Annotated in this window: 37 protein-coding genes; all 37 read right to left on the bottom strand. The window is 51.8% G+C overall.

Annotated elements, in window-relative coordinates:
• Window positions 1-7 precede the first annotated feature (7 nt).
• Window positions 8-625, bottom strand: coding sequence for a 30S ribosomal protein S4 (gene rpsD, locus VK694_05245; GenBank protein HTE58124.1), 618 nt, complete (start codon window positions 623-625; stop codon window positions 8-10).
• A gap of 9 nt (window positions 626-634) precedes the next feature.
• Window positions 635-1,030, bottom strand: coding sequence for a 30S ribosomal protein S11 (gene rpsK, locus VK694_05240; protein ID HTE58123.1), 396 nt, complete (start codon window positions 1,028-1,030; stop codon window positions 635-637).
• Between the two features lie 12 nt (window positions 1,031-1,042).
• Window positions 1,043-1,429 (bottom strand): 30S ribosomal protein S13, encoded by a 387-nt coding sequence (gene rpsM, locus VK694_05235; protein HTE58122.1) that lies wholly within the window; start codon window positions 1,427-1,429, stop codon window positions 1,043-1,045.
• A gap of 64 nt (window positions 1,430-1,493) precedes the next feature.
• Window positions 1,494-1,610: a 50S ribosomal protein L36 gene (gene rpmJ / locus VK694_05230; protein ID HTE58121.1), complete on the bottom strand. Its 117-nt coding sequence runs from the start codon at window positions 1,608-1,610 to the stop codon at window positions 1,494-1,496.
• A gap of 54 nt (window positions 1,611-1,664) precedes the next feature.
• A complete protein-coding gene (infA, locus tag VK694_05225; protein HTE58120.1) occupies window positions 1,665-1,886 on the bottom strand; it encodes a translation initiation factor IF-1 in 222 nt (73 codons plus the stop codon).
• Between the two features lie 87 nt (window positions 1,887-1,973).
• Window positions 1,974-3,428 carry a preprotein translocase subunit SecY gene (secY, locus tag VK694_05220; GenBank protein HTE58119.1) on the bottom strand — a complete coding sequence of 485 codons (1,455 nt, stop codon included), beginning with the start codon at window positions 3,426-3,428 and terminating at the stop codon, window positions 1,974-1,976.
• Window positions 3,429-3,640: 212 nt separating this feature from the next.
• Entirely contained in the window at window positions 3,641-5,476 is a 1,836-nt protein-coding gene (locus tag VK694_05215) for an ABC transporter ATP-binding protein (GenBank protein ID HTE58118.1), read from the bottom strand.
• Between the two features lie 67 nt (window positions 5,477-5,543).
• Window positions 5,544-6,017, bottom strand: a complete 474-nt coding sequence (gene rplO, locus VK694_05210; GenBank protein HTE58117.1) for a 50S ribosomal protein L15 — start codon at window positions 6,015-6,017, stop codon at window positions 5,544-5,546.
• A 104-nt stretch (window positions 6,018-6,121) separates the two neighbouring features.
• The gene (gene rpsE / locus VK694_05205) at window positions 6,122-6,682 is read right to left on the bottom strand and encodes a 30S ribosomal protein S5 (GenBank protein HTE58116.1); all 561 of its coding nucleotides are present in this window, start codon (window positions 6,680-6,682) and stop codon (window positions 6,122-6,124) included.
• 1 nt (window position 6,683) lies between these two features.
• Window positions 6,684-7,040: a 50S ribosomal protein L18 gene (gene rplR, locus VK694_05200; GenBank protein HTE58115.1), complete on the bottom strand. Its 357-nt coding sequence runs from the start codon at window positions 7,038-7,040 to the stop codon at window positions 6,684-6,686.
• A gap of 1 nt (window position 7,041) precedes the next feature.
• Window positions 7,042-7,581: a 50S ribosomal protein L6 gene (gene rplF / locus VK694_05195; GenBank protein HTE58114.1), complete on the bottom strand. Its 540-nt coding sequence runs from the start codon at window positions 7,579-7,581 to the stop codon at window positions 7,042-7,044.
• A gap of 12 nt (window positions 7,582-7,593) precedes the next feature.
• Window positions 7,594-7,995: a 30S ribosomal protein S8 gene (gene rpsH, locus VK694_05190; GenBank protein HTE58113.1), complete on the bottom strand. Its 402-nt coding sequence runs from the start codon at window positions 7,993-7,995 to the stop codon at window positions 7,594-7,596.
• 17 nt (window positions 7,996-8,012) lie between these two features.
• Entirely contained in the window at window positions 8,013-8,282 is a 270-nt protein-coding gene (gene rpsN, locus VK694_05185) for a 30S ribosomal protein S14 (GenBank protein HTE58112.1), read from the bottom strand.
• Window positions 8,282-8,869 (bottom strand): 50S ribosomal protein L5, encoded by a 588-nt coding sequence (gene rplE, locus VK694_05180; GenBank protein ID HTE58111.1) that lies wholly within the window; start codon window positions 8,867-8,869, stop codon window positions 8,282-8,284. The genes rpsN and rplE overlap by 1 nt, the downstream gene beginning before the upstream one ends.
• Window positions 8,869-9,195 carry a 50S ribosomal protein L24 gene (gene rplX / locus VK694_05175; protein HTE58110.1) on the bottom strand — a complete coding sequence of 109 codons (327 nt, stop codon included), beginning with the start codon at window positions 9,193-9,195 and terminating at the stop codon, window positions 8,869-8,871. The genes rplE and rplX overlap by 1 nt, the downstream gene beginning before the upstream one ends.
• Complete coding sequence (gene rplN / locus VK694_05170; protein ID HTE58109.1) at window positions 9,195-9,563, bottom strand: 50S ribosomal protein L14; 369 nt, start codon at window positions 9,561-9,563, stop codon at window positions 9,195-9,197. The genes rplX and rplN overlap by 1 nt, the downstream gene beginning before the upstream one ends.
• Window positions 9,563-9,892: a 30S ribosomal protein S17 gene (gene rpsQ, locus VK694_05165; GenBank protein HTE58108.1), complete on the bottom strand. Its 330-nt coding sequence runs from the start codon at window positions 9,890-9,892 to the stop codon at window positions 9,563-9,565. Before rpsQ ends, rplN begins: the two co-directional genes overlap by 1 nt.
• Window positions 9,893-10,007: 115 nt before the next feature.
• Window positions 10,008-10,211 carry a 50S ribosomal protein L29 gene (rpmC, locus tag VK694_05160; GenBank protein ID HTE58107.1) on the bottom strand — a complete coding sequence of 68 codons (204 nt, stop codon included), beginning with the start codon at window positions 10,209-10,211 and terminating at the stop codon, window positions 10,008-10,010.
• Window position 10,212: 1 nt separating this feature from the next.
• Window positions 10,213-10,626 (bottom strand): 50S ribosomal protein L16, encoded by a 414-nt coding sequence (gene rplP, locus VK694_05155; GenBank protein HTE58106.1) that lies wholly within the window; start codon window positions 10,624-10,626, stop codon window positions 10,213-10,215.
• Between the two features lie 122 nt (window positions 10,627-10,748).
• Entirely contained in the window at window positions 10,749-11,381 is a 633-nt protein-coding gene (gene rpsC, locus VK694_05150; GenBank protein HTE58105.1) for a 30S ribosomal protein S3, read from the bottom strand.
• Window positions 11,381-11,761: a 50S ribosomal protein L22 gene (gene rplV, locus VK694_05145; GenBank protein ID HTE58104.1), complete on the bottom strand. Its 381-nt coding sequence runs from the start codon at window positions 11,759-11,761 to the stop codon at window positions 11,381-11,383. Before rplV ends, rpsC begins: the two co-directional genes overlap by 1 nt.
• Window positions 11,761-12,036, bottom strand: coding sequence for a 30S ribosomal protein S19 (gene rpsS, locus VK694_05140; GenBank protein ID HTE58103.1), 276 nt, complete (start codon window positions 12,034-12,036; stop codon window positions 11,761-11,763). The genes rplV and rpsS overlap by 1 nt, the downstream gene beginning before the upstream one ends.
• Before the next feature lie 12 nt (window positions 12,037-12,048).
• The gene (rplB, locus tag VK694_05135) at window positions 12,049-12,903 is read right to left on the bottom strand and encodes a 50S ribosomal protein L2 (GenBank protein HTE58102.1); all 855 of its coding nucleotides are present in this window, start codon (window positions 12,901-12,903) and stop codon (window positions 12,049-12,051) included.
• Window positions 12,903-13,238, bottom strand: a complete 336-nt coding sequence (rplW, locus tag VK694_05130) for a 50S ribosomal protein L23 (protein ID HTE58101.1) — start codon at window positions 13,236-13,238, stop codon at window positions 12,903-12,905. The genes rplB and rplW overlap by 1 nt, the downstream gene beginning before the upstream one ends.
• 11 nt (window positions 13,239-13,249) lie before the next feature.
• Window positions 13,250-13,888, bottom strand: a complete 639-nt coding sequence (gene rplD, locus VK694_05125) for a 50S ribosomal protein L4 (GenBank protein ID HTE58100.1) — start codon at window positions 13,886-13,888, stop codon at window positions 13,250-13,252.
• Between the two features lies 1 nt (window position 13,889).
• A complete protein-coding gene (rplC, locus tag VK694_05120) occupies window positions 13,890-14,504 on the bottom strand; it encodes a 50S ribosomal protein L3 (GenBank protein ID HTE58099.1) in 615 nt (204 codons plus the stop codon).
• A gap of 194 nt (window positions 14,505-14,698) precedes the next feature.
• Window positions 14,699-14,971 (bottom strand): hypothetical protein, encoded by a 273-nt coding sequence (locus tag VK694_05115; protein ID HTE58098.1) that lies wholly within the window; start codon window positions 14,969-14,971, stop codon window positions 14,699-14,701.
• A gap of 90 nt (window positions 14,972-15,061) precedes the next feature.
• Window positions 15,062-15,781 (bottom strand): hypothetical protein, encoded by a 720-nt coding sequence (locus VK694_05110; GenBank protein HTE58097.1) that lies wholly within the window; start codon window positions 15,779-15,781, stop codon window positions 15,062-15,064.
• A 94-nt stretch (window positions 15,782-15,875) separates the two neighbouring features.
• Window positions 15,876-16,241 (bottom strand): 30S ribosomal protein S10, encoded by a 366-nt coding sequence (gene rpsJ / locus VK694_05105; GenBank protein HTE58096.1) that lies wholly within the window; start codon window positions 16,239-16,241, stop codon window positions 15,876-15,878.
• A gap of 126 nt (window positions 16,242-16,367) precedes the next feature.
• Complete coding sequence (locus VK694_05100) at window positions 16,368-16,787, bottom strand: hypothetical protein (GenBank protein ID HTE58095.1); 420 nt, start codon at window positions 16,785-16,787, stop codon at window positions 16,368-16,370.
• A 211-nt stretch (window positions 16,788-16,998) separates the two neighbouring features.
• A complete protein-coding gene (gene tuf / locus VK694_05095) occupies window positions 16,999-18,183 on the bottom strand; it encodes an elongation factor Tu (GenBank protein ID HTE58094.1) in 1,185 nt (394 codons plus the stop codon).
• Between the two features lie 157 nt (window positions 18,184-18,340).
• Window positions 18,341-18,571, bottom strand: a complete 231-nt coding sequence (locus VK694_05090) for a hypothetical protein (GenBank protein ID HTE58093.1) — start codon at window positions 18,569-18,571, stop codon at window positions 18,341-18,343.
• A gap of 2 nt (window positions 18,572-18,573) precedes the next feature.
• The gene (fusA, locus tag VK694_05085) at window positions 18,574-20,661 is read right to left on the bottom strand and encodes an elongation factor G (GenBank protein HTE58092.1); all 2,088 of its coding nucleotides are present in this window, start codon (window positions 20,659-20,661) and stop codon (window positions 18,574-18,576) included.
• 34 nt (window positions 20,662-20,695) lie between these two features.
• A complete protein-coding gene (locus VK694_05080) occupies window positions 20,696-21,250 on the bottom strand; it encodes a hypothetical protein (protein ID HTE58091.1) in 555 nt (184 codons plus the stop codon).
• A gap of 1 nt (window position 21,251) precedes the next feature.
• Complete coding sequence (gene rpsG, locus VK694_05075) at window positions 21,252-21,731, bottom strand: 30S ribosomal protein S7 (protein ID HTE58090.1); 480 nt, start codon at window positions 21,729-21,731, stop codon at window positions 21,252-21,254.
• 150 nt (window positions 21,732-21,881) lie between these two features.
• Window positions 21,882-22,295: a 30S ribosomal protein S12 gene (rpsL, locus tag VK694_05070; GenBank protein HTE58089.1), complete on the bottom strand. Its 414-nt coding sequence runs from the start codon at window positions 22,293-22,295 to the stop codon at window positions 21,882-21,884.
• Window positions 22,296-22,403: 108 nt separating this feature from the next.
• Window positions 22,404-26,216: a DNA-directed RNA polymerase subunit beta' gene (rpoC, locus tag VK694_05065; protein HTE58088.1), complete on the bottom strand. Its 3,813-nt coding sequence runs from the start codon at window positions 26,214-26,216 to the stop codon at window positions 22,404-22,406.

The following is a 26,216-nucleotide window of genomic DNA, read 5'->3' as shown; positions in this document are numbered from 1 at the left end:
GCCTCCCTTAGCGTGAGTAGTATTCCACGATTAGTTGTTCGTTTAAGTCTGGCTCGGCTTCCTCGCGGGTAGGCACGCCAGTAATGGTTATTTCGAATTTCTTGCGATTAACTTTCAACCATCCGGGAGTTTCTGATGGTGCAGGGCTGACGTCGTCAATCTTCTTGAAGTATTCAGTCGCCTTGCTGTGGTCACGTACTGTTAAAACATCTCCAGCCTTCATGCGGATAGACGGGATATCTACGCGACGGCCGTTCAGCGTAAAGTGACCATGGGTTACGAGCTGGCGAGCTGCCCGTCGTGACGGTGCAAGCCCTGCTCGGTAGACTGCGTTATCAGCACGCTGTTCTAGGTACTGCAACAAAACCTGTCCGGACTGGCCGGGTGTGCGGCTAGCTTCTTTCATGAGATTACTGAATTGTTTTTCCAGTAAGCCATACAAGCGCTTTACTTTTTGTTTTTCACGCAGCTGCAAAGAGTATTGACTCGACTTGTTGCGCTGATATCGTCCGCCCTGCTGTCCAGGAGGCCCGGTGCGCTTGGCCAAAGCCTTGTGGGCTTTGGGATGCAGCGCATAGCCTTCGCGGCGTGACATTTTAACGATAGATTGGGTATCTCGTGCCATATCTGTCTCCTATACCCTTCGTGCCTTACGTGGACGAACGCCACCGTGGGGTACGCCTGTTACATCTTTGATGGTTTCAACTTGAATGCCAAGGTTGGTTAGGCTGCGAACGGCTGCTTCGCGGCCGAGGCCCACACCCTTTATATATACATCTACCTTGGTAAGACCGTGGAGCTGCTTGACGGCAGTTCCAGCCTTTTCGGTAGCTATTTGGGCAGCATACGCTGTGCCCTTCTTGCTACCGCGGAAACCGCAGGCACCGGCACTGCTATTTGCTAGAGCGCCACCCTTGGTGTCGGTAAAGGTAATGATCGTGTTATTGAACGTTGCCAAGACATGCATCTGTCCAGTAGGCACAGAGCGCTTGGCTTTCTTCTTCTTGGTTGCTGTAGGTAGGTCTGCCATTTGTCCTTATTCCTATGTCTTAGACGCTGATTTAGGTTGTGCGCCGCCCACTGCTACTTTGCGACCGCGGCGTGTGCGACCGTTAGTACGAGTACGCTGGCCCCGGGAAGGCAAATTATTCTTGTGGCGAATGCCCCGATAGCTGTTGATATCTTTTAAGCGCTTGACGTTGCCGGCAACAATACGTTGCAGTTCACCCTCAACCGTTAGTTTCTCGTTGATAGTGTCCTGGATACGACCAACTTCTGCGTCGGTCAGATCCTTGACTCGCACGGTAGGCTCTACCTTTGCGGCTGTCAGGACTTCGCCCGCAGTCTTAGGGCCAATACCGAACACATACGTCAGAGAGATTTGGACCTGTTTGTTATCAGGAATGGTTACTCCGGAAATACGAGCCATTAGTGACCTCCTTCGGGGCTTGCTAATGCGCCATCCTTAATAATTTTGAATGACTTCGTCATTACTACCCCTGCCTTTGCTTGTGCTTTGGCTTAAATTTGTTAATAACATAAAGTCGTCCTTTGCGGCGGACGATCTTGTCATCGGGACTGATTTTTTTGACACTTGCACGCACTTTCATGCGGATCATTGCTCCTCTCAAGCGGTCAATGACACACTGCTTAATATTTATAAGTTATGACTTGCGGTACGTTATCCGACCCTTCGTAAGATCGTAAGGAGTCAATTCTACCGTAACGCTGTCACCGGGTACGAGACGAATGTAGTGTTTTCGCATCTTGCCAGCAACATGGGCTATGATCTGGTGACCGTTCTCGAGTTCCACGCGGAATTGAGTCCCTGGGAGGGCCTCAGTTACTACTCCCGCTAATTCGATTACTTCCTTATTTTTGGCCATACAGATATAACGTCGCCCAATTATAGCAAATTACACTACAGTTTGTAAAGGGGTTATAAGGGGACGCAAAAATGAGAGTTTGCGACATTATTTATTTGACTTCTTACGGCCCGGCAGAAAACGAAGGCGTCGTGCACCAGTAGCAGCCAGGGCGGGTTGGTCTTGATCATAGAAGAAGTCGGGTTGTTCATACTGGTCGTATGTGACCATAAGAGCACGTGATTCTATCTGGCGCAGCGTTTCAAGGGCTACAGACACTAGAATCAAGATGCTGGTGCCACCGAGGGCGATATTGGTCTCTAGGAAAACTTGTCCGATGATTGGAATAAGTGCTAGGAAACCAAGGGCAATTGCCCCAAAGAGCGTCAGGCGATTTAGGACTTTGGCCAGATACTTCTCTGTTGAGTTACCTTGGCGAACCCCTTCGATAAACCCACCTTGCTTCTGTAAGTTCTCGGCAATTTCCTTACTGTTGAAGGTGATGCTTGTATAAAAGAACGTGAACATAAAGACCAAGACAAAGTAAGTAATGGGATAAATATAGGGCGTAATGCCTTCCTGTAGGAAGGTCTGCGGACTAGGTGTCTGGAACCAGGCGGCCAGGTTGGTGCCAATTGACTGCAGCCGAGCGCTACCTGCGCTGGTCAGGAGCTGCCCAGCAAATGCTGGGACACTCAGGAAGGCGACAGCAAAGATAATAGGTACCACGCCAGCTGTAATGAGCTTGACGGGTAGTATGGTCGATACGCCGCCGTAAGCTCGGCTGCCCTGGATGCGCTTGGCATAGTTGATGGTGATTTTACGCGAGGCTTCGTTAAGTTTGACGATCAGTACGGTGATGACAACGGTGGTGATCAGCAAAACTGCACCAATAATGGCGTTGTGACGGTCTACGGCGAACTGCCAGCCAAAGAGGTTTACCTTGTTGGCGCCACTGAAGATACCAGTAACAAGGCTGGTGATAGTCGTTGGTAGCTGGCTGACAATGCCAATGGTAATGACCAGTGAGATACCGTTTCCTACACTTTGTTCGGTGATGAGTTCACCTAGCCACATCACTAGCATGGCGCCACCGGTCAGTGCTGCGACCATCAAAACCCATTGGGTAATGGATGTATTGGCGGTGATGTCGCCGATGCCACCAATCTGAAGCGCAGACTGGCGGACTAGATAGATGGCACCAATAGACTGAATGATAGCCAGTGGCAGGGTCAGGATGCGGGTGTACTGGTTAATTTTGCGACGCCCAAACTCACCTTCTTTGTTGAGTGTCTCTAGCTGCGGAATGGCCTTGGTGAGGAGCTGCATGATGATACTGGCGTTGATGTATGGCCCCAGGCCAATCAGCATAATGGAGAAATTAGCCAAAGCTCCTCCAGACAAAACATCTATAAAACTAAGGAGTTCGGGGGTATCTTTAGAGCTAAAGAGATTCTCTAGAACTTGTTTAAGGGTTTCAGGGTCGCTCAAAGGAATCGGAATATGAGCAAGGACGCGAAATATTAATAACATGCCAAGCACTGCCAACACGCGGTTACGCATATCGCTGTTTTTAAGTGACTTCCAAATAAGCTTCCAGTTCATGTGTTTCCCAAAGATTCTCCGGTTGTTTTGTGTAAACTCACTCCAGTATACATGACGTGTTATTCGGAGCCCACCCCAAGGCAATATTTTGGCCAGAAAACTGCCATTTTTTGCTGGTTTCGCTTAAAAATCATCAGCTTTCAGTCTCAAAAATTACCATGAGGTGGGCTCTATGCAACAGATATGGCACCTACATCATCCTCTGGTTCAGCCGGTACCCCAATGTAGCCACCGCTTTGGTGTGCCCACAATTCGGCATATATGCCCTTCTTGTCTCTTAGGAGTTCCCTGTGCGTACCAACTTGGACCACCTTGCCCTTATCCATAACCACAATGCGGTCCATGCGCTGAATGGTGCTGAGCCGGTGAGCGATCACTAAGGCGGTCCGGTCTTCCATAAGACTCCATAGAGCTTTTTGAATGAGTTGTTCACTGCGACTGTCTAGAGCACTGGTGGCTTCGTCCAGGACCAGGATGGGGGCGTCTTTTAGAATGGCACGGGCTATGGCCACGCGCTGGCGTTGGCCACCAGACAATTTGACTCCCCGCTCGCCAACTAAGGTGTTGTACCGCTCGGGCAGCTCTTCTATGAACTCCGTGACGTAGGCCATTTTAGCGGCGTGTTTTAGCTCTTTATTGCTAGCAGTAGGTTTGCTGTAGGCAATGTTTTCGGCAATGCTTCGGTGGAACAGTAACGGTTCCTGTGGTACGTATGATATATGGCGACGTAGGTCTTTTTGGGCGATAGACCGAATGTCTTTGCCGGCTATGGCAATGCTGCCGCTCGTGATGTCCATGAATCGAAGTAGCAGTTTGGTCAGTGTTGTTTTGCCGCTGCCAGAAAAGCCAACCAGCCCTACTTTCTCGCCAGGGGCAATGTCTAATGTAAAATCACGCACCGCTACTGCGTCTTTGGCTGTATTGTCATATTTATATGACACGGACTGAAGGGTAACGGGGTATTTGGCTCGTCTTGGTAACTTATCCGGCTTTGCGCTGTCTACGATGGTAGGCTGTATCAGCATGGTTTTTATAGGCTGGTATGCACCACCTACAGCAGATTCATAAGATTTGATAATGTCATTGATATCAATCGTGGCTGCAACCATTTTTACGACGTATAGTTGCACAAGAGCGACGATGGCAATCGATATAGCACCATCCCGGTACATACGACCGGTCATAACCAGCAGAATGGCTGTGGCAAGAGCAACCAAGAAATAACGTCCGGCATCTGCGGGTACAGAGGACATCCATGCAGTAAACTGAGCACGTTCCCAGAGGTTAAGGTTGTGATCAAGCCTTTTACTTTCGTAATCTTCTGAGGCAAAGCTTTTTACGGCCGGCGCTTGTGTTAGCGCATCACCAAGTTTGGCAGCGATAGCGCTACTTTCTTCGCTGACCTTTCGGCGCCACTTTATACGCATACTGCTGGTAAGCATGGTAAATCCTAATACTGACGCCATAGCTCCCAGCGTTACGAGCGCTAGAAGTGGTGATTTGGTTGCAATCACCACAATCCCTCCGACTATGACTACCAGTTGCTTAGGAACGGCCAAAAGGAAAACGCCGCAGTAGTCACCGATAAATGCTTCGCGCAGACGCGAGGCTTGATCGCCCAATGCGCCAAAATAGGTATTGGCATAAAAGTCATAATCTTTGTGTAGGAAGTTGGCAAATACTTCTCTTTGTATGTTCCTGCCAGCCCTGGCAACTGTTCCAATAACCAGGTAGTTACTGATGGCCCACAGGACCGAGAAGATGGCTGCCAGTAGAAGCAGCTGGTACGCATAGCCAGTAATACTGTCAAATTGCCTCTCGATGATGGCCTGCAGGGCGTTGGCAACAACCAGCGGCATCAAGAGGTGTGTTGTCATAAAAGCCGGGAATCGTCCGGACATACCCAGAACAAGCCGAAGCGGGTTGTTGAGGGTGTGCCTCCAGAACAAACGATGTATCTCGCGCGTAATATGTTTGTCGCGCTTTTTTTGGGTCTTATTGCTCATTCGCCCCTACTATAACAAAAGTCACCCGTGAACGAGTGACTTTTTCTCTCTAGCAGCCCACGGTGGGCTACTTGGTTTCTGGCTTTTCTTTTGGCTGACGTTTTACTTGCGGCACTTTGTCAAAGCTACCACCGGCTTTTTGGACGGCTGCAATGGCGCTCTCGCTGGCACCCTGGAGTTTGACGGTAACTTTCTTGGTAATGTCGCCCTGGACTATCAGCTTTACTTTGACGTAGGGGCTGGTGGTTAAGCCAGCTTCTGCGACCGTAAAGTTGTCAGCGGTTTTGCCCGCAAAAGCTTCGAGTTGGCCGGTATAGACGTTCTCGACCTTTGGTCGGTGAGACGTAAAGCCAGGCAACTTAGGCAGTCGCTTAGTAAGGGGTGTCTGGCCACCTTCAAATCCGGGGCGAACACCACCGCTCTTGCGAGCGCCTTGGCCCTTGGTTCCCCGACCGGCAGTCTTACCCTGTCCAGCTGCGATGCCGCGTCCCACTCGCTTGGGGCTGCGCTTTTTGGTTAGGTTTAATTCGTTGTACTTCATTTATTTGGCCTCCACAGCTGTGATGAGACAAACCTTGCGGTTTTTCTCATCGCGCGGGGCGGCGAAATAAATTCGCCCGCTCCGGCTGCTCTTTTCCCTTACTTTCATTTTACGCTCTCCTTGGCTACGGACTTTTTCGTGGAGGTTTTCTTCTCGCCCTGATTCGTCACCCACTTGTCAGCAGGCACAACACTTTGCAGTGCAGCTAGGGTGGCGTAGGCAATATTGATTTTGTTGCTTGAGCCAAGTGACTTGGACAATGCATTCTTGATACCAGTTACTTCCAGCACGGTACGAACAACACCGCCTGCAATCAGACCAGTACCAGGAGCGGCTGGCTTAATGAGGATACGAGCACCACTGACTTTCGTCTCGGCCTCGTGCGGGATAGTGTCGTTGTACATATGGATGGTCACCATACTCTTCTTGGCTACTTCTACGGCCTTGGCAACGGCTGTAGTCACGTCAGCACCCTTTGAGATGCCAATGCCTACCCTACCCTTGTGGTCGCCAAGGACAACCAGCGCGCGGAATCGGAAGCGGCGACCGCCCTTAACCACACGGGCAACACGGTCGATGTTTACAACGCGCTCGTCGAACTGTTTTTCTTCTTGCGGCGGTCGGTTGTCGTGCCGGCCTCTTCGTTGTTCTCTTTGGTCTGCCATATTAGAACTCCAATCCTCCGGCGCGGGCTGCGTCAGCCAGGGCCTTTATGCGGCCATGGTACAGACGGCCACCGCGGTCGAATACGACCTGACGAACTTTGGCAGTCTTAGCCTTTTTTGCAATTTGGGTACCAACCCAGGTAGCGCGCTCGGTCATGGTGCCCAGGGCATCCTTTTGGCCAACCGTACTGATCTGCGCAATGGTTTTGTGAGCGGTATCGTCAATAATCTGTGCACTCACGTGCTTGTTGCTGACGTGCACGCTCAGGCGAGGACGTTCAGCAGTGCCGGACACGGTTGAACGAACACGATTGCGTCGGCGGGAAAGATTCTGGATCTTATGAGTTATTCTGTTCATACTACTTGTCCTTACCTGACTTACCTGACTTACGGATAATCCGCTCGCCAACGTACTTAATACCTTTGCCCTTGTAGGGTTCTGGCTTCTTGAGGGCACGAATCTCAGCGGCGACTTGGCCGACCTGTTGTTTGTCTATGCCAGACACTGTAATAATATTACTTTCTACTTTGGCGGATACGCCCTGTGGCAGTGCGTAATTGACCTCGTGCGAGAAACCAATATTGAACTTCAGACCAGGACCAGCCAACGCTACACGGAAGCCGACGCCGTTTAGCTCTAGCTTTTTCTCAAAGCCTTTGCTGACGCCTTCTATCATGTTGGCAACCAGTGTGCGCATCAGCCCGTGCTTGGCACGGTTTGGCGCTTCGTCATTTATGCGGGTGACGACAACTTGATTGTCTTCTTGTTTAACTGTCACGCCCGGCATGGTGAACTGCTTGAGGGTGCCTTTGCTCCCCGCTACAGTAATCCAGTCAGGGTCGACAGTGATTGTCACGCCGCTCGGTATATCGATGGGCAGTTTTCCTATACGACTCATTACTTTGTTCCTTTAGTAAATCTTACAAATTAATTCACCACCAACACCTTGCTTCTTGGCTTCGGCGCCAGTCATCATGCCCTTGGAAGTGCTAATGATGACAACGCCACGGCCACGCTTGACCGTTGGGATCTGGTCTGCGCTGGCGTAGTAACGACGGCCAGGGGTACTCATGCGCTTGATCTCGGTGATCCGGGAGTTCTTTTGCGGGCCGTTGATGGTAATTTTTAGTGTTTTGCCAACACGTGCGTCTTCGACGTTAACGCTATCTACGTAGCGATTGTCTTTTAGCAGCTTGGCAACAGATTCTTTAACTTTGCTGTGTGGCATGCTGATCTCGCTCTTGCTAACAGCAATAGCGTTACGAATGCGAGACAGCATGTCTGCGATTGGGTCGGTTGATGTAGTACTCACGAAAGCTATCTCCTTTCTTACCAGCTTGATTTTGTTACACCAGGGATTTCGCCCTTGCTTGCGTGTTCGCGGAAACTAATGCGGCTCAGGCCGAATTGGCGCATAAAGCCACGCGGCCGGCCGGTTTCGACACACCGGTTCTTGCGCCGTGTGGGCGAACTGTTGCGCGGCAGATTATGCAGACCGTCGCGGTCGCCAACCTTTTTCAATTCGGCTCGCTTGGCTGCAAAGCGATCTGCCATCTTTTGGCGCTTCAAATCGCGGGCAATCATAGATTTCTTAGCCATTACTTAGCTCCTTTCTGAAAGGGCATACCAAACTTTTCTAGCAATGCACGGGCATGTGCGGGTTCTTGGCAGGTGATTACAAATACCACTTGCATGCCATGGACGGTTGTTGTCTCTTCAAAGGTAAGCTCAGGAAAGACTGATTGGTCGGTGAGGCCCAGGCTAAAGTTGCCGGACTTGTCAAAGGCAGTGGTCTTAACGCCGTGGAAGTCACGAAAACGTGGTAGCACAATGTTAATCAGGCGATCCATGAATTCGTACATATAGTTACCGCGTAATGTAACTTTTAGGCCGATCTTGTTGCCTTCGCGCAGCTTGAAACCGGCGATAGAATTCTTGGCAACAGTCTCTATGGGTTGCTGGCCGGTGATCTTGCGAAGTGTATTGGCGGCAACTTCCATGATCTTTTTGTCGTCCTTGGCTTTGCCAAGTCCAACGTTCAGAACAATCTTTTCCAATTTTGGAACCTGGTTGCGGTTAGGGAGCTCAAGCTCCTTCTGTAGCTCGTCGGCGAACTTGCTGGTGTACAGAGCTTTCAGGCGTGCAGCAGTTGCTGGCGCTTTTGTAGCGGTTTTTGCTTCAGCCATTATTTGATCTCCTTCCCAGACTTCTTGGCGATGCGAGTCTTTTTACCGTCTTTGTCGACTTTGTAGCCAATACGTGAGGGCTTGCCGCCGTCACTGATGCCAACCTTGCTGACATCTATAGGCTTGGTGATTTCCAGGATGCCGCCCTGAGGGTGAGCTCGGTTTGGCTTCTGGTGTTTCTTGACGATATTGATACCCTCAACGGTCACTTTGTTGAGGCTAGGGTGTACGGCAGTAATCTTGCCGGACTTGCCCTTATATTTGCCTGCACGAACGACGACAGTGTCGCCTTTCTTTAGGCGAATTTTATAGATCTGATCACTCATTATAGGACCTCCGGTGCTAGGCTGATGATCTTGGCATAGCCTTGGTCACGCAGTTCGCGTGGGACTGGGCCAAAGATACGGGTAGCCTTGGGGTTTTTATCGTCACCGATAATAACAGCTGCATTATCGTCAAACTTAATGGTCGAGCCATCCTTGCGACGAATGGTGTCCTTGGTGCGTACAACAACTGCACGGATAACTGACTTCTTTTTGACGGTACCAGTTGGACTGGCTTGTTTGACGGTAGCCACAATAACATCGCCTACACGGGCGTAGCGCCGACGGGTGCCGCCCAGTACGCGGATGCATAGGATTTCCTTGGCACCGCTGTTATCACAGACACTGAGGCGAGATTCTTGCTGAATCATTACTTCTTCTCCTCGGCTTCCGTTTCTTCTTTTTCTTTGGTGCCAGTCACTTCTGCTACTGCTTTGTCGACGGTTTCGACGTGCTGAATGGCGGCGTGCTCGATCACTCGCTTGAGCGTGTGACGTTTGCGAGCACTCAGGGGACGGGTTTCGGAAATCTCAACACGGTCACCTGTGTGTGCCTCGTTTTGCTCGTCGTGAGCCATAAACTTCTTGCTGGTGGTGTACTGCTTCTTATAAACCGGATGGGTCTTTCTGGTATCAACCCGGACAACAATTGTCTTGTCGGCTTTGTCAGACGCAACCACACCCACTAATGTACGTGCCATTATTTTGCCCCCTTCGGGGTAATGAGACAAACCTTGCGGTTTTTCTCATCGCGCAGCATGCGGAATAAATCCGCATTCTGGCTGCTCTTTTCCCTGAGGACCATGGAAAAACTCATTATTTTGTCTCCTTTGCGAGCTGCTCACTCAGAACGGTCAGCATACGTGCCAGTTCTTTGCGCTTTGTGCGCACGACTTTGACGTTGGTGACTTCGCCCATGTGAAGACCGCGCTTTAGTTCGGCGATTTCTTCACGGAGCTTAGTACTTCCGTTTGCTAGCTCTGTGGTTGATAATTTACGAATTTCAGTCATTTTTTGCATCTTAAACATCCTCCTTCACCAAGAATTTGGTCTTGACAGGGAGTTTGTGGGCAGCCAGGCGCATTGCCTCGCGTGCAGTTTCTTCTGGCACACCTTGCATCTCGAACATAATGGTGCCGGGACGGACTTTGGCTACGAAGAATTCTGGGTTACCTTTGCCGCTACCCATCTTGGTACCGAGCGCCTTGCGGCTGACAGGTGTGTGTGGGAAGATACGAATCCAGATTTTACCACCACGTTTCACGTAGCGGGTCATTGCCTGACGAGCGGACTCGATCTGACGACTGGTGATGCGCTCGTGACCTTGGGCTTGCAGGGCAAACTGACCAAAGGCAATATGATTGCCAGTGGTGGCGGGTCCGCGAACGCGGCCCTTGAACACCTTACGGTGTTTGGTTCGGTTCGGGATAAGCATATTAGTTTACCTCCCCTTTGCAAGCCATGAGACAAACCTTGCGGTTTTTCTCATCGCGCAGGACGCGGAATGAATCCGCGTTCTGGCTGCTCTTTTCCCTTAAAACAACAGAAGAAATCATATTAATTAACCTCCCCTTTGTAGATCCAGACCTTGATACCGATAATACCGGCACCTGGATACTTGGCACGGGCTGCGTGGTAGTCGACATCAGCACGAAGGGTGTGCAGTGGCACTGAGCCTTCGACTGTTTTCTCGCGGCGAGACATTTCGGCACCGCCGAGGCGTCCGGCTATTTCAATACGGATGCCTTTGGCACCAGCGCGCATGGTTGCGCCTGCGGACTGTTTCATGGCTCGCCGGAAAGCAATACGGCGCTCCAACTGGTGGGCGATGTTCTCGGCAACGAGCTTGGCGTACAGTTCTGGCTTTTTGATTTCTTCAATATTTACACGAGCCGGGAAACCATAGATTTTCTCTATAGCTGCCTTGAGCTCCTGGGCGCCTGCGCCACCGCGACCGATAACTACACCGGCCTTGGCGGTGGTGATAGTGACTGATACCAGGTTAGGCGAACGTTCGATGTCTACCTTGTTGATAGCACCACGTGAACCGACCTTGTCTTGGATTAGTTTGCGGATCTTGAGGTCTTGGCCCAAGAACTTTGCATAGTCGCGCTTGGAAGCGAACCACTTGCTGCGCCAGTCTTTATTGACCTGAAGACGCATGCTAATTGGATTTACCTTCTGTCCCATTATTTTGTCTCCTTTTTCGCAGATGATGCTGACTTTTTGGCTGCTCGCTGCTCGCCATCGACGACTACATGAATATGGCTGGTGCGTCGCTGGAATGGCAATGCGCGACCATGAGCTGCGGGACGGTACCGTTTAAAACGAGGGCCAGGGCTGACCTGGATGGACACAATCTGCAAGGTGTCTGCCTTGTAGTTGTGGTTGTGGTCGGCGTTAGCCCGGGCACTTTCGATAACTTTCTTGACAGGCAATGCCGAGCGACGAGGGGTGTGCTGAAGGATTGTCAGCGCGTCAGCTACGGTGCGGCCACGAACCAAAGCGGCTACAACACCGACTTTGCGTGGGCTCATGCGAACGCCTTTAGCGATAGCGGTAACTGCCATTACTTCTTGCCTTTCGCGAGCTTGCCGCCATGACTGCGGAATTTACGGGTTGGGCTAAACTCGCCGAGTTTGTGACCAACCATGTTTTCGGTAACGAATACTGGTACATGAACTTTGCCATTGTGTACAGCAATAGTACGGCCAACAAAGTCTGGGCTGATGGTGCTCGAACGAGCCCATGTCTTGATGATGGTGCGGTCTTCATTACCCAGTGCGGCCACTTTCTTGGCGAGCTTGGGATCTATGAATGGCCCTTTTTTGAGTGAACGACTCATCTATATACTCCCTTATTTCCTCTTCGCCGCGTGACGGCTCTTTAAGATAAACTTGGTTGTGCTCTTGCGGCGGCGGGTCTTGAAGCCCAGGGTCTTTTGGCCCCAAGGGGTCTTGGGAGCTGTACCGTGGTTCTTACCACCACCGACGCCGTGACGGCCACCATCACCACCACCATGAGGGTGATCGGCCGCGTTCATAACAACACCACGCACACCTGGGCGCTTGCCCTTGTGGCGATTGCGTCCTGCTTTACCAATCTTGATGTTCTGATGTTGTTCGTTGCCAATAACACCTAAACTGGCGGTGCAGTTAATGTTGACCAGACGGACTTCACCAGAGGGCAATTTGACCTGGGCGTAAGTTCCTTCTTTGGCCATCAGCTGGGCACTGTTGCCAGCGCTGCGGGCTAATTGGGCACCACGACCAGGTTGCAGTTCGATGGCGTGGATAACGCTACCAACTGGAATGTTTTTGAGCGGTAGGCGGTTGCCGTTTTCGATGGCAATTTCTTCGCCACTGGCAATGGTTTGACCAACTTTCATATCCTTGGCAGCCAATACATAGTGGTACACGTTGTCTTGGTCTTTGACGCGCGCAATACGAGCGCTGCGGTTAGGGTCGTATTCGATATGTTCGATAGTTGCCGTAGTACCTGCGGGCAGGTTGAAGTTAATCAGGCGATAGAACTTACGGACACCACCACCGCGGTGGCGAGTAGTAATACGGCCCTGGTTATTACGGCCAGAATGCTTTTTCTTGATGACTGTCAAGGACTTCAGTGGCTTCTTGGTGGTAATAGCACTCATGTCCTGAGTGGTCATACCGCGCTGACCAGGAGTGGTAGGCTTGTATGCTTTAATGGCCATTATTTCTTCTCCTTTTTGGCAGCCTTGGCAGCTGGCTTCTCGTCTTCAGTAGCCTTGAAGATGGCAATAGAGTCGCCCGTTTTCAGGGTGACGTAGGCCTTCTTGATGGTGTTGGTGCGGCCGGCAATAGCACGACCACCCTTGCGGACGGTTCGTTTTGCCTTGCCTTTAGTGACGGTTGTATTAACGGCAGTAACGGTTACGCCATACTGAGTAGCCACAGCTGAAGCAATTGCTTGCTTGCTGGTTTCTTTGGGTACTACGAATACGTAGACGCTTTTGCCGTCTTGGCTCATGGCATAAGCTTTCTCGCTGATGCGAGGTTTTAGAATCATAGTCTTATCCATTACTTATCACCTCCCAGCCACTCATGGACGATGTCGAGGGCTTTCTTGCTCACTACAATGGTGTCAGCGTTTATGACATCATAGACATTCAGGTACTTGGCGTGTATAGCTTTGACGTTCTGGAGGTTGCGTGTTGCGCGCTCGACCAAGGTGTCCTTATTGCTTACGACAATCAGGGTATTGCCCTTTGCTTCGATCCTCTCCAGGAGTTTGATGGTTGGCTTAACAGTGCCATCCTTACACTCAAAAGTCTCGATAACTTTAATAGCGCTGGTATCTGCTTTCAGGCTGAGAGCCTGGCGGATGGCCAGACGCTTTGCTGTAACATGCAGTTTTTGCTTGTAGTTTTCTTGGCCAGTAGGACCAAAGGCGATACCACCACCGCGCCAAATAGGGTTACGGCTTGAGCCAAAACGAGCCCGGCCAGTACCCTTTTGTTTCCATGGTTTCTTACCACCACCACTAACAAGACCGCGAGTCTTTGTCTGTGCCAAGTTCCCGCGGCCGTTTGCCAAGTATGCTACATAAGCTACTTGAATGAGCTCATGGTTCTCTGGCATCACTGAAAAGACAGCCTTGTCGAGCTTGGCTGGAGTAGAAGCCTTGGCACCGGCTTTTGTATAAGTAGGTACAGCCATCTTATTTTGCCTCCTTGATAAGGACAATGCCCTTGCGTGGGCCTGGAACAGCGCCGGTTACACCAATAACACCAAGGTCGGTGTCTACCAAAGCAACCCGCAAATTCTGAACAGTTACTTGCTCTGCGCCCATCTGTCCGGCCATTTTCTTGCCTTTCAGGATGTGCTGCGGATACATAGAGCCAATAGAACCGGGCTTGCGGGTATCGCCTTTGCCACCGTGTGTTTTGCGCTGCCGATGAAAGTTGTGACGCTTGATGGTACCAGCCCAGCCTTTACCTTTGCTGGTGCCGGTGACAGTTACGATGTCCCCAACTTCAAAAATGTCGGCCGAGATGCTCTCGCCGACTTTGATACTTTCATCAACCTCTGCAATGCGGAATTCGCGCACGAGCTTTGGCTGTACCTTTGATGGTTTGAAGTGACCAGCCTGGGCCTTGCCCATGGCTTTGTTTTCTTCGGTGCCGAGCTGAACAGCTGTATAGCCGTCAGTTTCCTCGGTCTTCACCTGCGTAATGACACAGGGACTAGCGGAAAGCAAGGTAACGGCTTGAACTACGCCATCTTCTGCGATGGTACTGGTCATGCCAACCTTTCTGGTGATAAGAGCTTTCATAGCAAACCTTACTTGTTATTTAATTCCCTTAAGTGTCACGAATGCGTGACACAAAAACGCTTGGTGTTGGCTGGTTTCTACCTCTGTTAGGGGCAGACCTATGCCACTCACCAAGTCCGGGAACTTTTGATATACCGCTACAGATTAGCATAGTTTGCTAACCTCTGTCAATGTGTTGATAATTCCACTACGAATTATGTGGCAACGTAGACGCCAAACGGTGCCCAAAAGCCAATGAGCATGGCCACGAGCAGTACGGCATACCCAATCTTGCGATCCAGCTGAATGTGGTCATGACTGGCAAATACCAGGCCGATGAAAAAGCCGATAGGAATAGGTATCTGAGTGTCTTGCCCGTCGGTTATTTTGAGCCAGAGCGACCCAAGCACCAGATACACCACAAGTTTGAGGATATAAATGCTGTCTAATTCCTGTGAGGTTTGTTTCTTTTTTGTTTTTGAGGCCATAAGCGTATTGTACATGATCATATAAGTAAATTGTTGTGTCATCATGGTGGCCAGAGCCAGGGTGTGGATGGCCACCATGATGACACGCTGTCAGTCCGGAAGGGTGTAGCTGCGAGGGTCCCAGTGGGCACGGTTGGTGCCGGCGTGGCGTGGGACAAGCCCCATTAGGTCGGCATAATACCACCTGCGTCCCTGGGGGTCCTCGAAGTGGGCGATGTACGGTGATCTGGAGAGGCACACGGCGTCTCGGCCATCGTCATCGTGTCCGATCTCGGCCACGATGCCGTGCACTTGGATGCTGCCGCGGGTGCAGACCTTCATGCCCACTTGGACCTCGCCGAGGTTCAGCGGCACACGCCTGTGGTCGGCAACGTTCGTCGCCCGGACGGGGGTGTGATCTGGGAGGTCGGTCGGCCAGAACGCTTCGCGCAGGACGCGTGCGGCGTTGGTCAGGATCTGCATGCTGGTGCCTCGGTGAGCCGGCAGGATCTGGGCACAGAGGTGGGCCGGGTTTCGAGCTTCACGCTTGACGCCGATTGCCCAGTGCACACCTTCCATGCCAAGATTGACTTCACCGTGGAAGCCTTGGGGGAAGAGCTTGCCGAGGTCTAGCTCCGCGTTGTTGCTGTAGACGTTGTAGCAGCCCGGTCGGACGAGTTCGTAGCAGAAGTCTCCGTCCAGGAGTTCACCGCTGTCGGGGACGGTGGAGGTAGCAGGCACAAGGCCTCCTTGGTCTGGTCGAATGGGACAAGTTGCGGTCGATGCGAGGAGCAAGCCTTGCTGCCAAACGGCAAGACTTGCTCCTCGCATCAAACACCCTTCTCTGGTACTGACATATAAAAGTACCTCTGCTATTCACAGAGGTACATATTATAGCATAAAATAACTATTTATGCAACGAATGTTACATCTTAATTTCGGCGTCGCAACCAGCTGGCAGGCTCAAGTTCATGAGGCTGTCGATGGTCTTGGGGGTGGGCTCTAGGACGTCGATAAGGCGTTTGTGTACGCGCATCTCGAATTGCTCACGTCCTTTTTTGTAGACGTGCGGGCTTTTGACAACGGTGTAAAGCGTCTTCTTGGTAGGCAGTGGGATCGGGCCGGCAATGGTGGCGCCGGTACGCAGGGCGGTGTCAACGATCTGCTTGGCAGATTGGTCGATTACTTTATGGTCGTAGGCCTTTAGGCGAATACGAATACGTTGTTTGCCAGCGGGTGCTTCGGTTTTTTTAGCAGCAGTCTTTGCTGCTGGTTTCTTGGCTTCAGCCATAGAACTATCTCCTTGGTGATGTAACATCTTTGAACTGCTATAAGAGAGCATGCACAACGACTTTTAGTCATCACAATTAGTTTATAGATATGATTTTACAACATTTATGCCGGAAATGGAAGGTGCCTACTGGTCTATGTCACCCATAACGGTTGCGGCTAAGTGTTTTATGGCGTCGTTGGTAAGCGCTGGGCAGTTAGCGTCGGCGGGGCCGTTACAACGACCTACTCGGTTTTCGAGTCGGTATGCTAACTCTTCGGACTTGGCGTCATCAAACCGATCTATGCCAGCAACTTTAGGTTTACTACGTAGTCCATCTCTATCCGTGAATATCACCTCGGCAAGTATTACTGGGGTGTCATACGAGTTTTTTGCCCGCCTAATTCCTACCTGGGGTGTGACTTTGCCCGCACACGAGCCTTTGGCGGGACAAGGAGGGCAGAATTCCACCGAACCTCTCAGCGCGCGCCTAATCCTGCGGCGAATAGGGAGCGGACTGACCTCTAGGAGGTCGGGGCTATCAGACGTTTCGCCGGTTTCGTTCATAGTATGTAATAATTCTACGCCAAGCATGTACCAAAAAGAAAACTCTCTCTGGCTGAGGGATCTTTGGGGTGAGTCGCTATGGCTCGGGCATTTTCAGGAGTGCAGCGTGGAGCAAAGGCCGAGCACGAAAAAGGAGCTGTACAAATGGTACTGCTCCTTTTTCTGTCGCAGGTTTTTGCCCGCGATGCGCCCTGACAAATGGGCGAGATACTTATTTGCTGATCTTTGTTACTACTCCGGCGCCAACAGTACGGCCACCTTCGCGGATAGCGAAGCGTAGACCTTGTTCCATGGCGATAGGTGCAAGCAACTTGACCTTGAAGGTGATGGTGTCACCAGGCATGACCATTTCTTTGTCGGCTGGTAGTTCAACCTCGCCAGTTACGTCCGTGGTGCGGAAGTAGAACTGAGGCTTGTAACCCTTGAAGAATGGAGTATGACGTCCACCTTCTTCTTTAGTCAGAATGTACACCTCGGCGTCAAACTCAGTATGAGGAGTGATGCTACCTGGCTTGGCCAAAACTTGACCGCGCTCGATGTCGTCACGCTCGATACCGCGAAGTAGTACACCAACGTTATCGCCAGCTTGACCTTGGTCTAGCTGCTTCTTGAACATTTCAACACCGGTTACAACAACCTTGCGGGTGTCGCGAATACCGACAATTTCAACTTCTTCGTTGACCTTTACGATGCCTTGCTCGACACGGCCGGTAGCAACAGTACCACGACCCTTGATGGAGAAGACGTCTTCGATGGGCATCAGGAAGGGCTTGTCTAGTTCTCGCTTTGGCTCTGGGACGTAATCATCCATAGCTTTAACGAGTTCCATAATAGCGTCTTCGTCAGCTGCTGAGCCTTCGAGGGCCTTGGTAGCGGAGCCCTTGATGATAGGTGCGTCTTCGTCAAAGTCATACTTGGCAAGCAATTCACGGATGTCCATTTCTACGAGCTCTACGAGCTCTGGATCTGCGAGGTCCATCTTGTTCATAAAGACTAAGATGCTTGGAACACCCACTTGCTTGGCAAGCAGTACGTGTTCGCGGGTCTGAGGCATAGGGCCATCAGCTGCAGAAACAACTAGTACGGCACCGTCGATCTGAGCGGCACCAGTGATCATGTTCTTGACGTAGTCGGCGTGGCCGGGCATGTCAACGTGAGCGTAGTGACGCTTTTCTGACTCGTATTCCTGGTGAGAGGTAGCAATGGTAATACCACGAGCTTTTTCTTCAGGTGCCTTGTCAATTTCGTCGTACTTGACGGCTTGGTTTACTTTGCTGGGAAGCTTTTTAGCGAGCACAGCGGTGATAGCGGCGGTCAAGGTGGTTTTGCCGTGGTCTACGTGACCCATGGTACCGACGTTGACGTGTGGCTTGCTTCTGTCAAATGTATCTGCCATAGAGGTAGATCTCCTTAAAATTAATTAGTTGCATGAGCATAGATAACTCACACGAGTTACCGGATAATCTTATCTGATATCGCCCCAGTTGTAAAGAGGCTTGGGCGACTCTTTGGGCAGGTGCTAACGGGGTGGATTGGAATTTTGATAGTTACCCCTACGAACGGCTGGCGAGTTGGTCGGGTCGGCGTGTTTCCTCTGGAGGGGCTGGTTCGTCAGGGCACACGTCAGCCGCTGCCAGGTCTTGTGGCACGATTTCGTTGTCGTCTTTTGGTGGAACCATCATAGCTTCAAACACTTGGTCGCCTAGCCTAACGAACCATTGCCGGGCTCGCTCTTTTATGGCATCTGTGAGCCTTTCGGCCGCTCTTTGTCCAGGAAATTCCATGGTTACTTCCCTGCTTTGGCAACGATTGCTTCTGCTACGTGGCTTGGCACGTCAGCGTAATGATCCAATTCCATGCTGGAACTAGCGCGACCTTGGGTATTGCTGCGGAGGTTGGTAGTGTAACCAAACATTTCGCCAAGTGGTACAAATGCAGTGATTTCTTTGATGCCGGCGCTGAGATCTTCCATGGACTCTATGCGTCCGCGTTTGCTGTTGAGGTCTCCGATAACGTCACCCATGAATTCTTCAGGGGTGACGACTACGACCTTCATGACAGGTTCTAGGAGTACGGGATTGGCTTTTTTGGCACCTTCTTGGAGGCCCATACTGCCGGCGATCTTGAAGGCCATTTCGTTGGAGTCAACATCGTGGTAGCTGCCGTCGTAAAGCTCAGCCTTGATATCTACCATGGGGTAGCCGGCAATAACGCCGTTGTTCATGGCTTCTTTGATACCTTCTTGGACGGGCTTGATGTATTCATTGGGAACAATACCACCCTTGATGGAGTTGATGAACTCAAAGCCTTTGCCGGCCTCGTTCTGGCTGAGGCGTAGCCATACATGACCGTATTGCCCGCGACCACCACTCTGGCGGATAAACTTGCCCTCTGCCTCGACGGCGTCTTTGCGAATGGTTTCGCGGTAGGCAACTTGTGGCGCACCAATGTTGGCCTCTACGGAGAATTCGCGCTTCATGCGGTCTACTAGGATCTCCAGATGCAGCTCGCCCATGCCGGAGATGATAGTCTGGCCGGTCTCGTCGTCTACTCTGATACGGAAAGTGGGGTCTTCTTCTGCCAGGCGCTGTAGGGCTAGGCTCATCTTTTCTTGGTCAGACTTGGTCTTGGGCTCTATGGCGATAGACACGGGAGGTTCTGGGAAGGTGATGCTCTCGAGAACGATTGGGTTATTGGGATCTGCCAGGGTGTGACCCGTTGTGGTGCCCTTGAGGCCCACGATAGCGGCAATGTCACCGGCTTCTACTTCGGTAACGTCTTCGCGTTTGTCGGCCTGCATACGAACGATGCGGCCTACGCGTTCTTTCTCGCCGGTAGAAGTGTTCAGTATGTAAGAGCCAGCGATCAGCTTGCCGGAATAAACACGGAAGTAAGCGAGTTTACCCACAAATGGGTCGGTGGTGATCTTGAACGCCAGACCAGCCATGGGCTGGTCAGCATCGGGCTTGCGCTCGATTTCGTCACCAGTTTTGGGGTGGGTGCCCCAGGTTGAGCCACGGTCGAGGGGTGATGGCAAAATATCTACCACCATATCGAGGACTTTTTCTACGATAACACCACGGCCGTCGCCACCAGTGACGGGATAAAAGTCACCCGCCAGCGTGGCTGTGCGGATAGCTTGCCTAACATCAGCTTCACTCAGACCTTCTTCGCCAACCTCGAAGAACTTCTCGAGTATGGCTTCGTCTTCGGCGACAGCGTTTTCGATGAGGAGGCTGCGGTACTTGGCAACCTTGTCTTTCATGTCTTCAGGGACTTCGGTTTCTACAAGTTCTTTGTCGGTGAATTCTTTGTAGGTGTACGCCTTTTGACTGACCAGGTCTATAATGCCGTTAATAGACTGTTCAAAGCCGATAGGCAGGTGGATGGGAAATGCGCGCTTGCTCAGGCGGGCATGAATGGTGTCGAGTGATTTGTAGAAATCGCCACCAGTTTGGTTGATCTTGTTGATAAAGCAGACACGAGGCACACCGTACTTGGTAGCCTGGCGCCAGACAGTTTCTGACTGAGATTCCACGCCCATCTTGCCGTCAAAGACAACAACTGCACCGTCTAGAACGCGCAACGAACGTTCTACCTCGACGGTAAAGTCGATGTGTCCCGGGGTATCGATGATATTGATCTGGTGATCTCTCCAGTAGCAAGTAACGGCAGCAGACACAATAGTAATACCACGCTCGCGCTCTTGAGCCATCCAGTCTGTGGTGGTTTCGCCCTCATGAACGGCACCAATTTTGTGCTTAAGCCCCGTGCGGTACAGAATACCTTCGGTTGTAGTTGTTTTGCCGGCGTCAATATGAGCAATAATGCCAATGTTGCGGAGCTTATCGAGTGGGTATTTTTTTGCTGCCATAATTATCCTATCTTAAGCGTTATGTTCTTTTGTTTCACGGCCATACTCTCTCATGAAAATTGACCCAGCTCATGGGTTCTACGTTGGCTCGGAGTGCGTCATACGTTGTTTCTAATTCGGTATCTACTGGGTCGAGATGAAATACACGGGTGGCAATGAGGTCGGCCGCTCCGCGAGCGGCGAGCGGTACGTTGGTGTAATCGTCCCGACTCAGTCTATCTACCATTTCTGGGTCAAAATGAAAGGTGCCTTGCCTTGTTTCTGGTTCTTCGGTGGGGTCACCTAATTTTGGCACTTTGATTTCACCACTAAAGATTACGTCACCTTCCTGCAGGTGGTCACGTAAGATAACGCCCACTCCCATGACGGGTGGTGTACGCCTGCGAGTGCGACCTACATTTAGGAATAGCAGAAATTCGTCGCCGGGCTGAATAAGGCCACCAAGCCGATTCCTTTCGGGCTGGCTGATACCTAGGTGTGCGTGAATATCTTCAAAGGAGGCACGGCGGCGCGACACTCGCTTGCCAGCTGGCCGCCCAATGTGCTGATCTATGACGACACTTTTTCCGGTGCGAACTTCTGCGGACATGTTAGCTCCGCGCAAAGTGGGCAAAGGCGCGGTTGGCCTCGGCCATTTTGTGGGTGTCTTCTTTTTTCTTAACGGCTGCGCCGGTGCTGTTGTAGGCGTCAACGAGTTCTAGAGCGAGACGCTTCTGCATGCTCATGCCTTTGCGGGCACGGGCTGCGGCTACGAACCACATCATAGTCAGGTGGTTTTGGCGCTGACCTTTAACCTCGAAAGGAATCTGGTAGTTGGCACCACCTACGCGACGAGAACGAGTCTCCATGGAGGGGCGAACATTTTGCATAGCTTGGGTAAACACCTCTACAGGGTTTTTGACCTTGAGAGTGTCGGCTGCTTCTTGCATGCCGTTATATACCAGGCGCTCGGCCAATTGCTTTTTACCATTCAGCATGACACGGTTGATCAGGCGCTGGACCATAACGTCGTTGTATAGACGGTCTGGGTTGATAGGACGAACGAGTGATTTGGTAACTTTACGAGGCATCTTACTTGCTCTCCTTCGGAGTAATGAGACAAACCTTGCGGTTTTTCTGTACCCCACAAAACAGGTTTTGCGGGGACCCCGTTTCATCGCGCAGGACGCGGAATGAATCCGCGTTCTGGCTGCTCTTTTCCCTTAAGGCTGCGAAAGACATTACTTGCTCTCCTTCTTGGTGCCGTACTTGCTGCGGCCATTCTTGCGGTTTTGGACACCCTGGAGGTCTAGGGTTCCGCGGACAATGTGGTAACGAACACCGGGAAGGTCCGGTACGCGACCACCACGAACCATGACTACGGCGTGTTCTTGTAGGTTGTGGCCTTCGCCGCCAATGTAAGCCCAGACTTCATAGCCGTTGTTCAGACGAACGCGGGCAACTTTGCGAAGCGCAGAGTTAGGCTTTTTAGGGGTCTTGGTGGTTACCTTGACACAGACACCGCGTTTGAATGGGGCGGGCTTTTCGTAGTTGGTGGTCTTCAGGTTGTTGACCACACGTTGCAGGTGTGGTGACTTAGACTTGGATGTCTTAGCCTTGCGCGGTTTGCGCACTAACTGATTAATTGTTGGCATATCTCTCCTTAGAGATGTGATCTACCGCAGTATACGTATGCCGCGTACAGCTCGGATCACTTAGGTTTGTAATGTAATTTTAACAGATTTACTCGGTACTTTCAAGGCCTAGAGATCATCGTCTTGGGTGGCTCGGGTTCGCTTCTCGGCGTTGTAGCCGGTACCCACAGGGATGCGGCGACCTAGGATAACGTTCTCCTTCAGGCCATACAGGCGGTCGATTTTGCCGCTGGTAGCAGCAGCGATGAGGACGCGTGTGGTGTCTTGGAAGGAAGCGGCGCTCAGGAATGAGTCGGTGGACAGGCTGGCCTTGGTGATACCCAAGAGCAGTTGGATGAACTTGGCGGGCTGCTTCTTTTTCTTAACGAGCCTTTCGTTGGCTTGTACGGCAGCGAGCTTGGATACGACGTCACCAGTTACGAATTCGGTGTCACCAGCTTCTTCGATCTGTACACGGCTGAACATCTGGCGCACGATGATTTCTAGGTGCTTGTCAGCAATGTTCTGGCCCTGTGAGGCAAAGATGCGCAGGATTTCGTTCATGATGTAGCGCTGAGTCGCTTCTACACCTTGCAGGCGCATGAGCTCGTGCAGATTGATTGAACCGTTGGTCAGGCGCTGGCCGGCTACTACTTTGTCGCCGTCTTTGACAACTAGCTGCTTGAAGCCGGGGATTTCATAGCGCATGACGCTTTGGTTGCTTGGAACAATTACAATCTTGGTCTTGGCAACTTCTGCCTTGCCGGCGATTGGTGCAGTAATGGGCTCTGAGCTGTCTTCGAGTGAGGCAATGACATCGCCGATAGCAACATCGGTTCCGCTGCCCACACGGGCTTTACGTTCGCCTAGGCGGAGCTCGACACGTTCGGCATCGTCGGCGGTCAGCTGAACAACGTAGTGGTCGCCCTCTTCCCAGGTGTTGGTGATGCCACCAATGTCAGCCAGATAGGCCTGACCCTTTGGTGCGCGAACTTCGAACAGCTCTTCGACGCGAGGCAAGCCTTGGGTAATGTCGTCTGCGACAGCTGAACCACCGGAGTGGAAGGTACGCAGCGTCAGCTGGGTACCAGGCTCACCGATAGACTGGGCAGCGATGACACCAACAGGATGGTGGTTGGCTACTAGTTCGCCGGTTGCGGGGTCGAGACCGTAAGACTTTTGGGGGACGCCCAGGACTGATGTGCTGGACAGGGCGCTCATGATCTTGACGCCGTCAATAGACTCGTCTTCATCAATAGTCTTAGCAAGTTCGGTGGTAATGAGGTCGCCACGCTTCAGCAGTTTGGGGATTTTCTCGGCAGCAAATCGGCCCTCGAGGCGAACGGCATAGTTCACGCCAATCTCGGCAGCGTCTGAGCGGAATTGGGCAAAGCCGGGATCGTCGTCGCTGGTGGCTTCGTCGATAGTAAAGACATCTTGCGATACATCTACCAAGCGACGAGTCAGATAACCAGAGTCAGCGGTCTTGAGGGCGGTGTCGATCATACCCTTACGGGCACCACGGGTGGCGGTAAAGTATTCGAGTGGTGTCAGTCCACCCTTATAGTTGGAGCGAATCGGCAGCTCGATAGCACGGCCAGTAGCGTCTACCATAAGACCAAGCATACCGACAGCGGTCTTGACCTGGCCGATGTTACCACGGGCGCCAGATACGACGGCGATGGACATAGAACTGTCCTCGGTAGCAAACTGCTCGGTCAGAGCTTTTTGCACCTTGGCGTCAGTTTCTGTCCAGGTTTCGACGGTCAGGCGGTAACGCTCTTCGTCAGTGATGAAGCCTTGTTCGTACTGTTCGCTAACTTTAGCAGCGGTCTTTTCGCCCTGGGCAAGCAGTTCATCTAGTCCTTTGAGGTCGCTAAAGTCACTCATACCCATAGACAGACCTGACATGGTAGCAAATTCAAAGCCTAGGTCTTTTAGGTCGTCGGCAATAGCCGCAGTCTTGGCTTGGCCGTACTTCTGGTAAGCCAATGCTAGGACGTTGTTGAGCTTCTTCTTGGTCATGGCTTCGTCTTGGAACGGGAAGTCGTCGGGGAAAATCTCGTTGAAGAAGAGGCGTCCCAGTGTTGTGTCACGCATTTCACCACGGAAAGACACGTGGACCCGGCTTTGGAGCGTAATGACGCCGGCGTCGCGGGCCATGATGGCTTCTTCTATACCGGTAAAGTTGGCAACTTTCTTGCTGGTACCTGGACGGTCGTAGGTGAGGTAGTAACAACCAAGCACGATATCTTGTTCGATGTGCAGGATTGGCGAACCATCGGCAGGTTTCAATAGGTTCATGTTGCTGGCCATGATAGTGCGAGCTTCTTCTTGGGCACCATCAGACAGTGGCAAGTGCACAGCCATCTGGTCACCGTCGAAGTCGGCGTTAAAGCCTTTACAGACGAGGGGGTGCAACTGGATAGCTTTACCTTCGATCAAACGAGGTTGGAAGGCCTGGATAGATAGCCGGTGCAAGGATGGTGCGCGGTTGAGTAGCACATACTTGCCCTTAATGACTTCGTCTAGGGCGTCCCATACTTCGATCTCGCCTGTCTCGATCATACGAGTGGCAGAGCGGATGTTGTGGGCGTGCTCGTTCTGGATGAGATAGCCAATAACGAATGGCTTAAAGAGTTCGAGGGCCATCATCTTTGGCAGACCACACTCAAAAATCTTGAGCTCTGGACCGGCCACGATGACCGAACGACCAGAGTAGTCCACGCGCTTACCCAACAAGTTCTGGCGGAAACGTCCCTGCTTACCCTTGAGCATGTCGCTCAAAGATTTCAGGCGACGACGTTGACCGGTTGCGGCCACGGCGCGGCCACTGCGGGCGTTGTTATTGTCTATCAGGGCGTCAACGGCTTCCTGAAGCATGCGCTGTTCGTTGCGGCGGATGACTTCTGGAGCATTGAGCTCGATCAGCTTCTTCAGGCGATTGTTGCGGTTGATGACGCGGCGGTACAGGTCGTTCAGGTCAGATGTTGCAAAGCGGCCACCAGTTAGCTGCACCATAGGGCGCAGGTCTGGAGGAATGACTGGCAGAACTGATACGCACATGCTGCTGGGTTTGATACCAGCACGTTCCATGCTCTCTAGGAGGCGCAAGCGCTTCATAAGCTTCTTCTTGCGTTGGCCCTTGGCGTCTTCGGCTTCGGCGGTGAGCTCTTGGATGAGCTTGGTAAGCTCGATCTCTACCAGCAGGTCGCGTAGCGAAGCGCCACCCATGCCGACGGTGATCATATCTTGGAGTTCGTCTGGCAGTGAGCGGTAATCGGTCTCGTTGATGAGGCTGTACTTCTCGAGTCCAGTGAGTTGCGTCTTGAGCTGTTCAAACTCGGTGGTGACTTCGTCGAGCTCTTTAGTTTGCATCTCTGCCAAGGCTTTGACGTTGGCGTCTTCTTTTTCAGCTTCTTTTTCGTAACGTACCTTGATGGCTTCTTTGGCGGCTGAGAATTCAGCTTCTTTGTCTACCAGGTATTGGTCACGTTTGGCGATGTCGACAGACTTAATGACGTAGCTGGCAAAGTACACGATGCGTTCGAGATTCTTGACGGTCATACCTAGGAGCAGGCCGATGGCACTTGGGGTGCCACGAAGGAACCAGATGTGCGCAACCGGTGCGGCTAGGTTGATATGGCCCATGCGCTCGCGGCGGACAATGCTCTTGGTAACGATCTCGCCGTTCTTGTCTACGGCAGCCTCGCGGGAGCGGACGCCCTTGTATTTTGCGTCGTGCGGATTAATGTCTTTGACCGGTCCAAAGATGCGCTCGCAGAACAAGCCGTCGCGTTCTGGCTTTTGGGTACGGTAGTTGATGGTTTCTGGTTTTGTTACCTCGCCATAGCTCCAGTCCAGAATATCTTCTGGGCTGGCAACTGCTAGGCGAACGGCGTCGAAGTCGGCAATGTTAGTACCGTACGAATAGCGTCTCAT

The organism is Verrucomicrobiia bacterium (assembly GCA_035489575.1).
GTDB lineage: Bacteria > Patescibacteriota > Saccharimonadia > Saccharimonadales > JAGQNK01 > DATHJY01.
This window is presented reverse-complemented; position numbering and strand designations above follow the sequence as displayed.

Coding starts and splice junctions, on each gene's coding strand:
- rpsD (HTE58124.1), bottom strand. CDS start 625: ATGGCACGAGATACCCAATCTATCGTTAAAATGTCACGCCGCGAAGGC.
- rpsK (HTE58123.1), bottom strand. CDS start 1,030: ATGGCAGACCTACCTACAGCAACCAAGAAGAAGAAAGCCAAGCGCTCT.
- rpsM (HTE58122.1), bottom strand. CDS start 1,429: ATGGCTCGTATTTCCGGAGTAACCATTCCTGATAACAAACAGGTCCAA.
- rpmJ (HTE58121.1), bottom strand. CDS start 1,610: ATGAAAGTGCGTGCAAGTGTCAAAAAAATCAGTCCCGATGACAAGATC.
- infA (HTE58120.1), bottom strand. CDS start 1,886: ATGGCCAAAAATAAGGAAGTAATCGAATTAGCGGGAGTAGTAACTGAG.
- secY (HTE58119.1), bottom strand. CDS start 3,428: ATGCGTAACCGCGTGTTGGCAGTGCTTGGCATGTTATTAATATTTCGC.
- VK694_05215 (HTE58118.1), bottom strand. CDS start 5,476: ATGAGCAATAAGACCCAAAAAAAGCGCGACAAACATATTACGCGCGAG.
- rplO (HTE58117.1), bottom strand. CDS start 6,017: ATGAAGTACAACGAATTAAACCTAACCAAAAAGCGCAGCCCCAAGCGA.
- rpsE (HTE58116.1), bottom strand. CDS start 6,682: ATGGCAGACCAAAGAGAACAACGAAGAGGCCGGCACGACAACCGACCG.
- rplR (HTE58115.1), bottom strand. CDS start 7,040: ATGAACAGAATAACTCATAAGATCCAGAATCTTTCCCGCCGACGCAAT.
- rplF (HTE58114.1), bottom strand. CDS start 7,581: ATGAGTCGTATAGGAAAACTGCCCATCGATATACCGAGCGGCGTGACA.
- rpsN (HTE58112.1), bottom strand. CDS start 8,282: ATGGCTAAGAAATCTATGATTGCCCGCGATTTGAAGCGCCAAAAGATG.
- rplE (HTE58111.1), bottom strand. CDS start 8,869: ATGGCTGAAGCAAAAACCGCTACAAAAGCGCCAGCAACTGCTGCACGC.
- rplX (HTE58110.1), bottom strand. CDS start 9,195: ATGAGTGATCAGATCTATAAAATTCGCCTAAAGAAAGGCGACACTGTC.
- rplN (HTE58109.1), bottom strand. CDS start 9,563: ATGATTCAGCAAGAATCTCGCCTCAGTGTCTGTGATAACAGCGGTGCC.
- rpsQ (HTE58108.1), bottom strand. CDS start 9,892: ATGGCACGTACATTAGTGGGTGTGGTTGCGTCTGACAAAGCCGACAAG.
- rpmC (HTE58107.1), bottom strand. CDS start 10,211: ATGCAAAAAATGACTGAAATTCGTAAATTATCAACCACAGAGCTAGCA.
- rplP (HTE58106.1), bottom strand. CDS start 10,626: ATGCTTATCCCGAACCGAACCAAACACCGTAAGGTGTTCAAGGGCCGC.
- rpsC (HTE58105.1), bottom strand. CDS start 11,381: ATGGGACAGAAGGTAAATCCAATTAGCATGCGTCTTCAGGTCAATAAA.
- rplV (HTE58104.1), bottom strand. CDS start 11,761: ATGGCAGTTACCGCTATCGCTAAAGGCGTTCGCATGAGCCCACGCAAA.
- rpsS (HTE58103.1), bottom strand. CDS start 12,036: ATGAGTCGTTCACTCAAAAAAGGGCCATTCATAGATCCCAAGCTCGCC.
- rplB (HTE58102.1), bottom strand. CDS start 12,903: ATGGCCATTAAAGCATACAAGCCTACCACTCCTGGTCAGCGCGGTATG.
- rplW (HTE58101.1), bottom strand. CDS start 13,238: ATGATTCTAAAACCTCGCATCAGCGAGAAAGCTTATGCCATGAGCCAA.
- rplD (HTE58100.1), bottom strand. CDS start 13,888: ATGGCTGTACCTACTTATACAAAAGCCGGTGCCAAGGCTTCTACTCCA.
- rplC (HTE58099.1), bottom strand. CDS start 14,504: ATGAAAGCTCTTATCACCAGAAAGGTTGGCATGACCAGTACCATCGCA.
- VK694_05115 (HTE58098.1), bottom strand. CDS start 14,971: ATGGCCTCAAAAACAAAAAAGAAACAAACCTCACAGGAATTAGACAGC.
- VK694_05110 (HTE58097.1), bottom strand. CDS start 15,781: ATGCGAGGAGCAAGTCTTGCCGTTTGGCAGCAAGGCTTGCTCCTCGCA.
- rpsJ (HTE58096.1), bottom strand. CDS start 16,241: ATGGCTGAAGCCAAGAAACCAGCAGCAAAGACTGCTGCTAAAAAAACC.
- VK694_05100 (HTE58095.1), bottom strand. CDS start 16,787: ATGAACGAAACCGGCGAAACGTCTGATAGCCCCGACCTCCTAGAGGTC.
- tuf (HTE58094.1), bottom strand. CDS start 18,183: ATGGCAGATACATTTGACAGAAGCAAGCCACACGTCAACGTCGGTACC.
- VK694_05090 (HTE58093.1), bottom strand. CDS start 18,571: ATGGAATTTCCTGGACAAAGAGCGGCCGAAAGGCTCACAGATGCCATA.
- fusA (HTE58092.1), bottom strand. CDS start 20,661: ATGGCAGCAAAAAAATACCCACTCGATAAGCTCCGCAACATTGGCATT.
- VK694_05080 (HTE58091.1), bottom strand. CDS start 21,250: ATGTCCGCAGAAGTTCGCACCGGAAAAAGTGTCGTCATAGATCAGCAC.
- rpsG (HTE58090.1), bottom strand. CDS start 21,731: ATGCCTCGTAAAGTTACCAAATCACTCGTTCGTCCTATCAACCCAGAC.
- rpsL (HTE58089.1), bottom strand. CDS start 22,295: ATGCCAACAATTAATCAGTTAGTGCGCAAACCGCGCAAGGCTAAGACA.
- rpoC (HTE58088.1), bottom strand. CDS start 26,216: ATGAGACGCTATTCGTACGGTACTAACATTGCCGACTTCGACGCCGTT.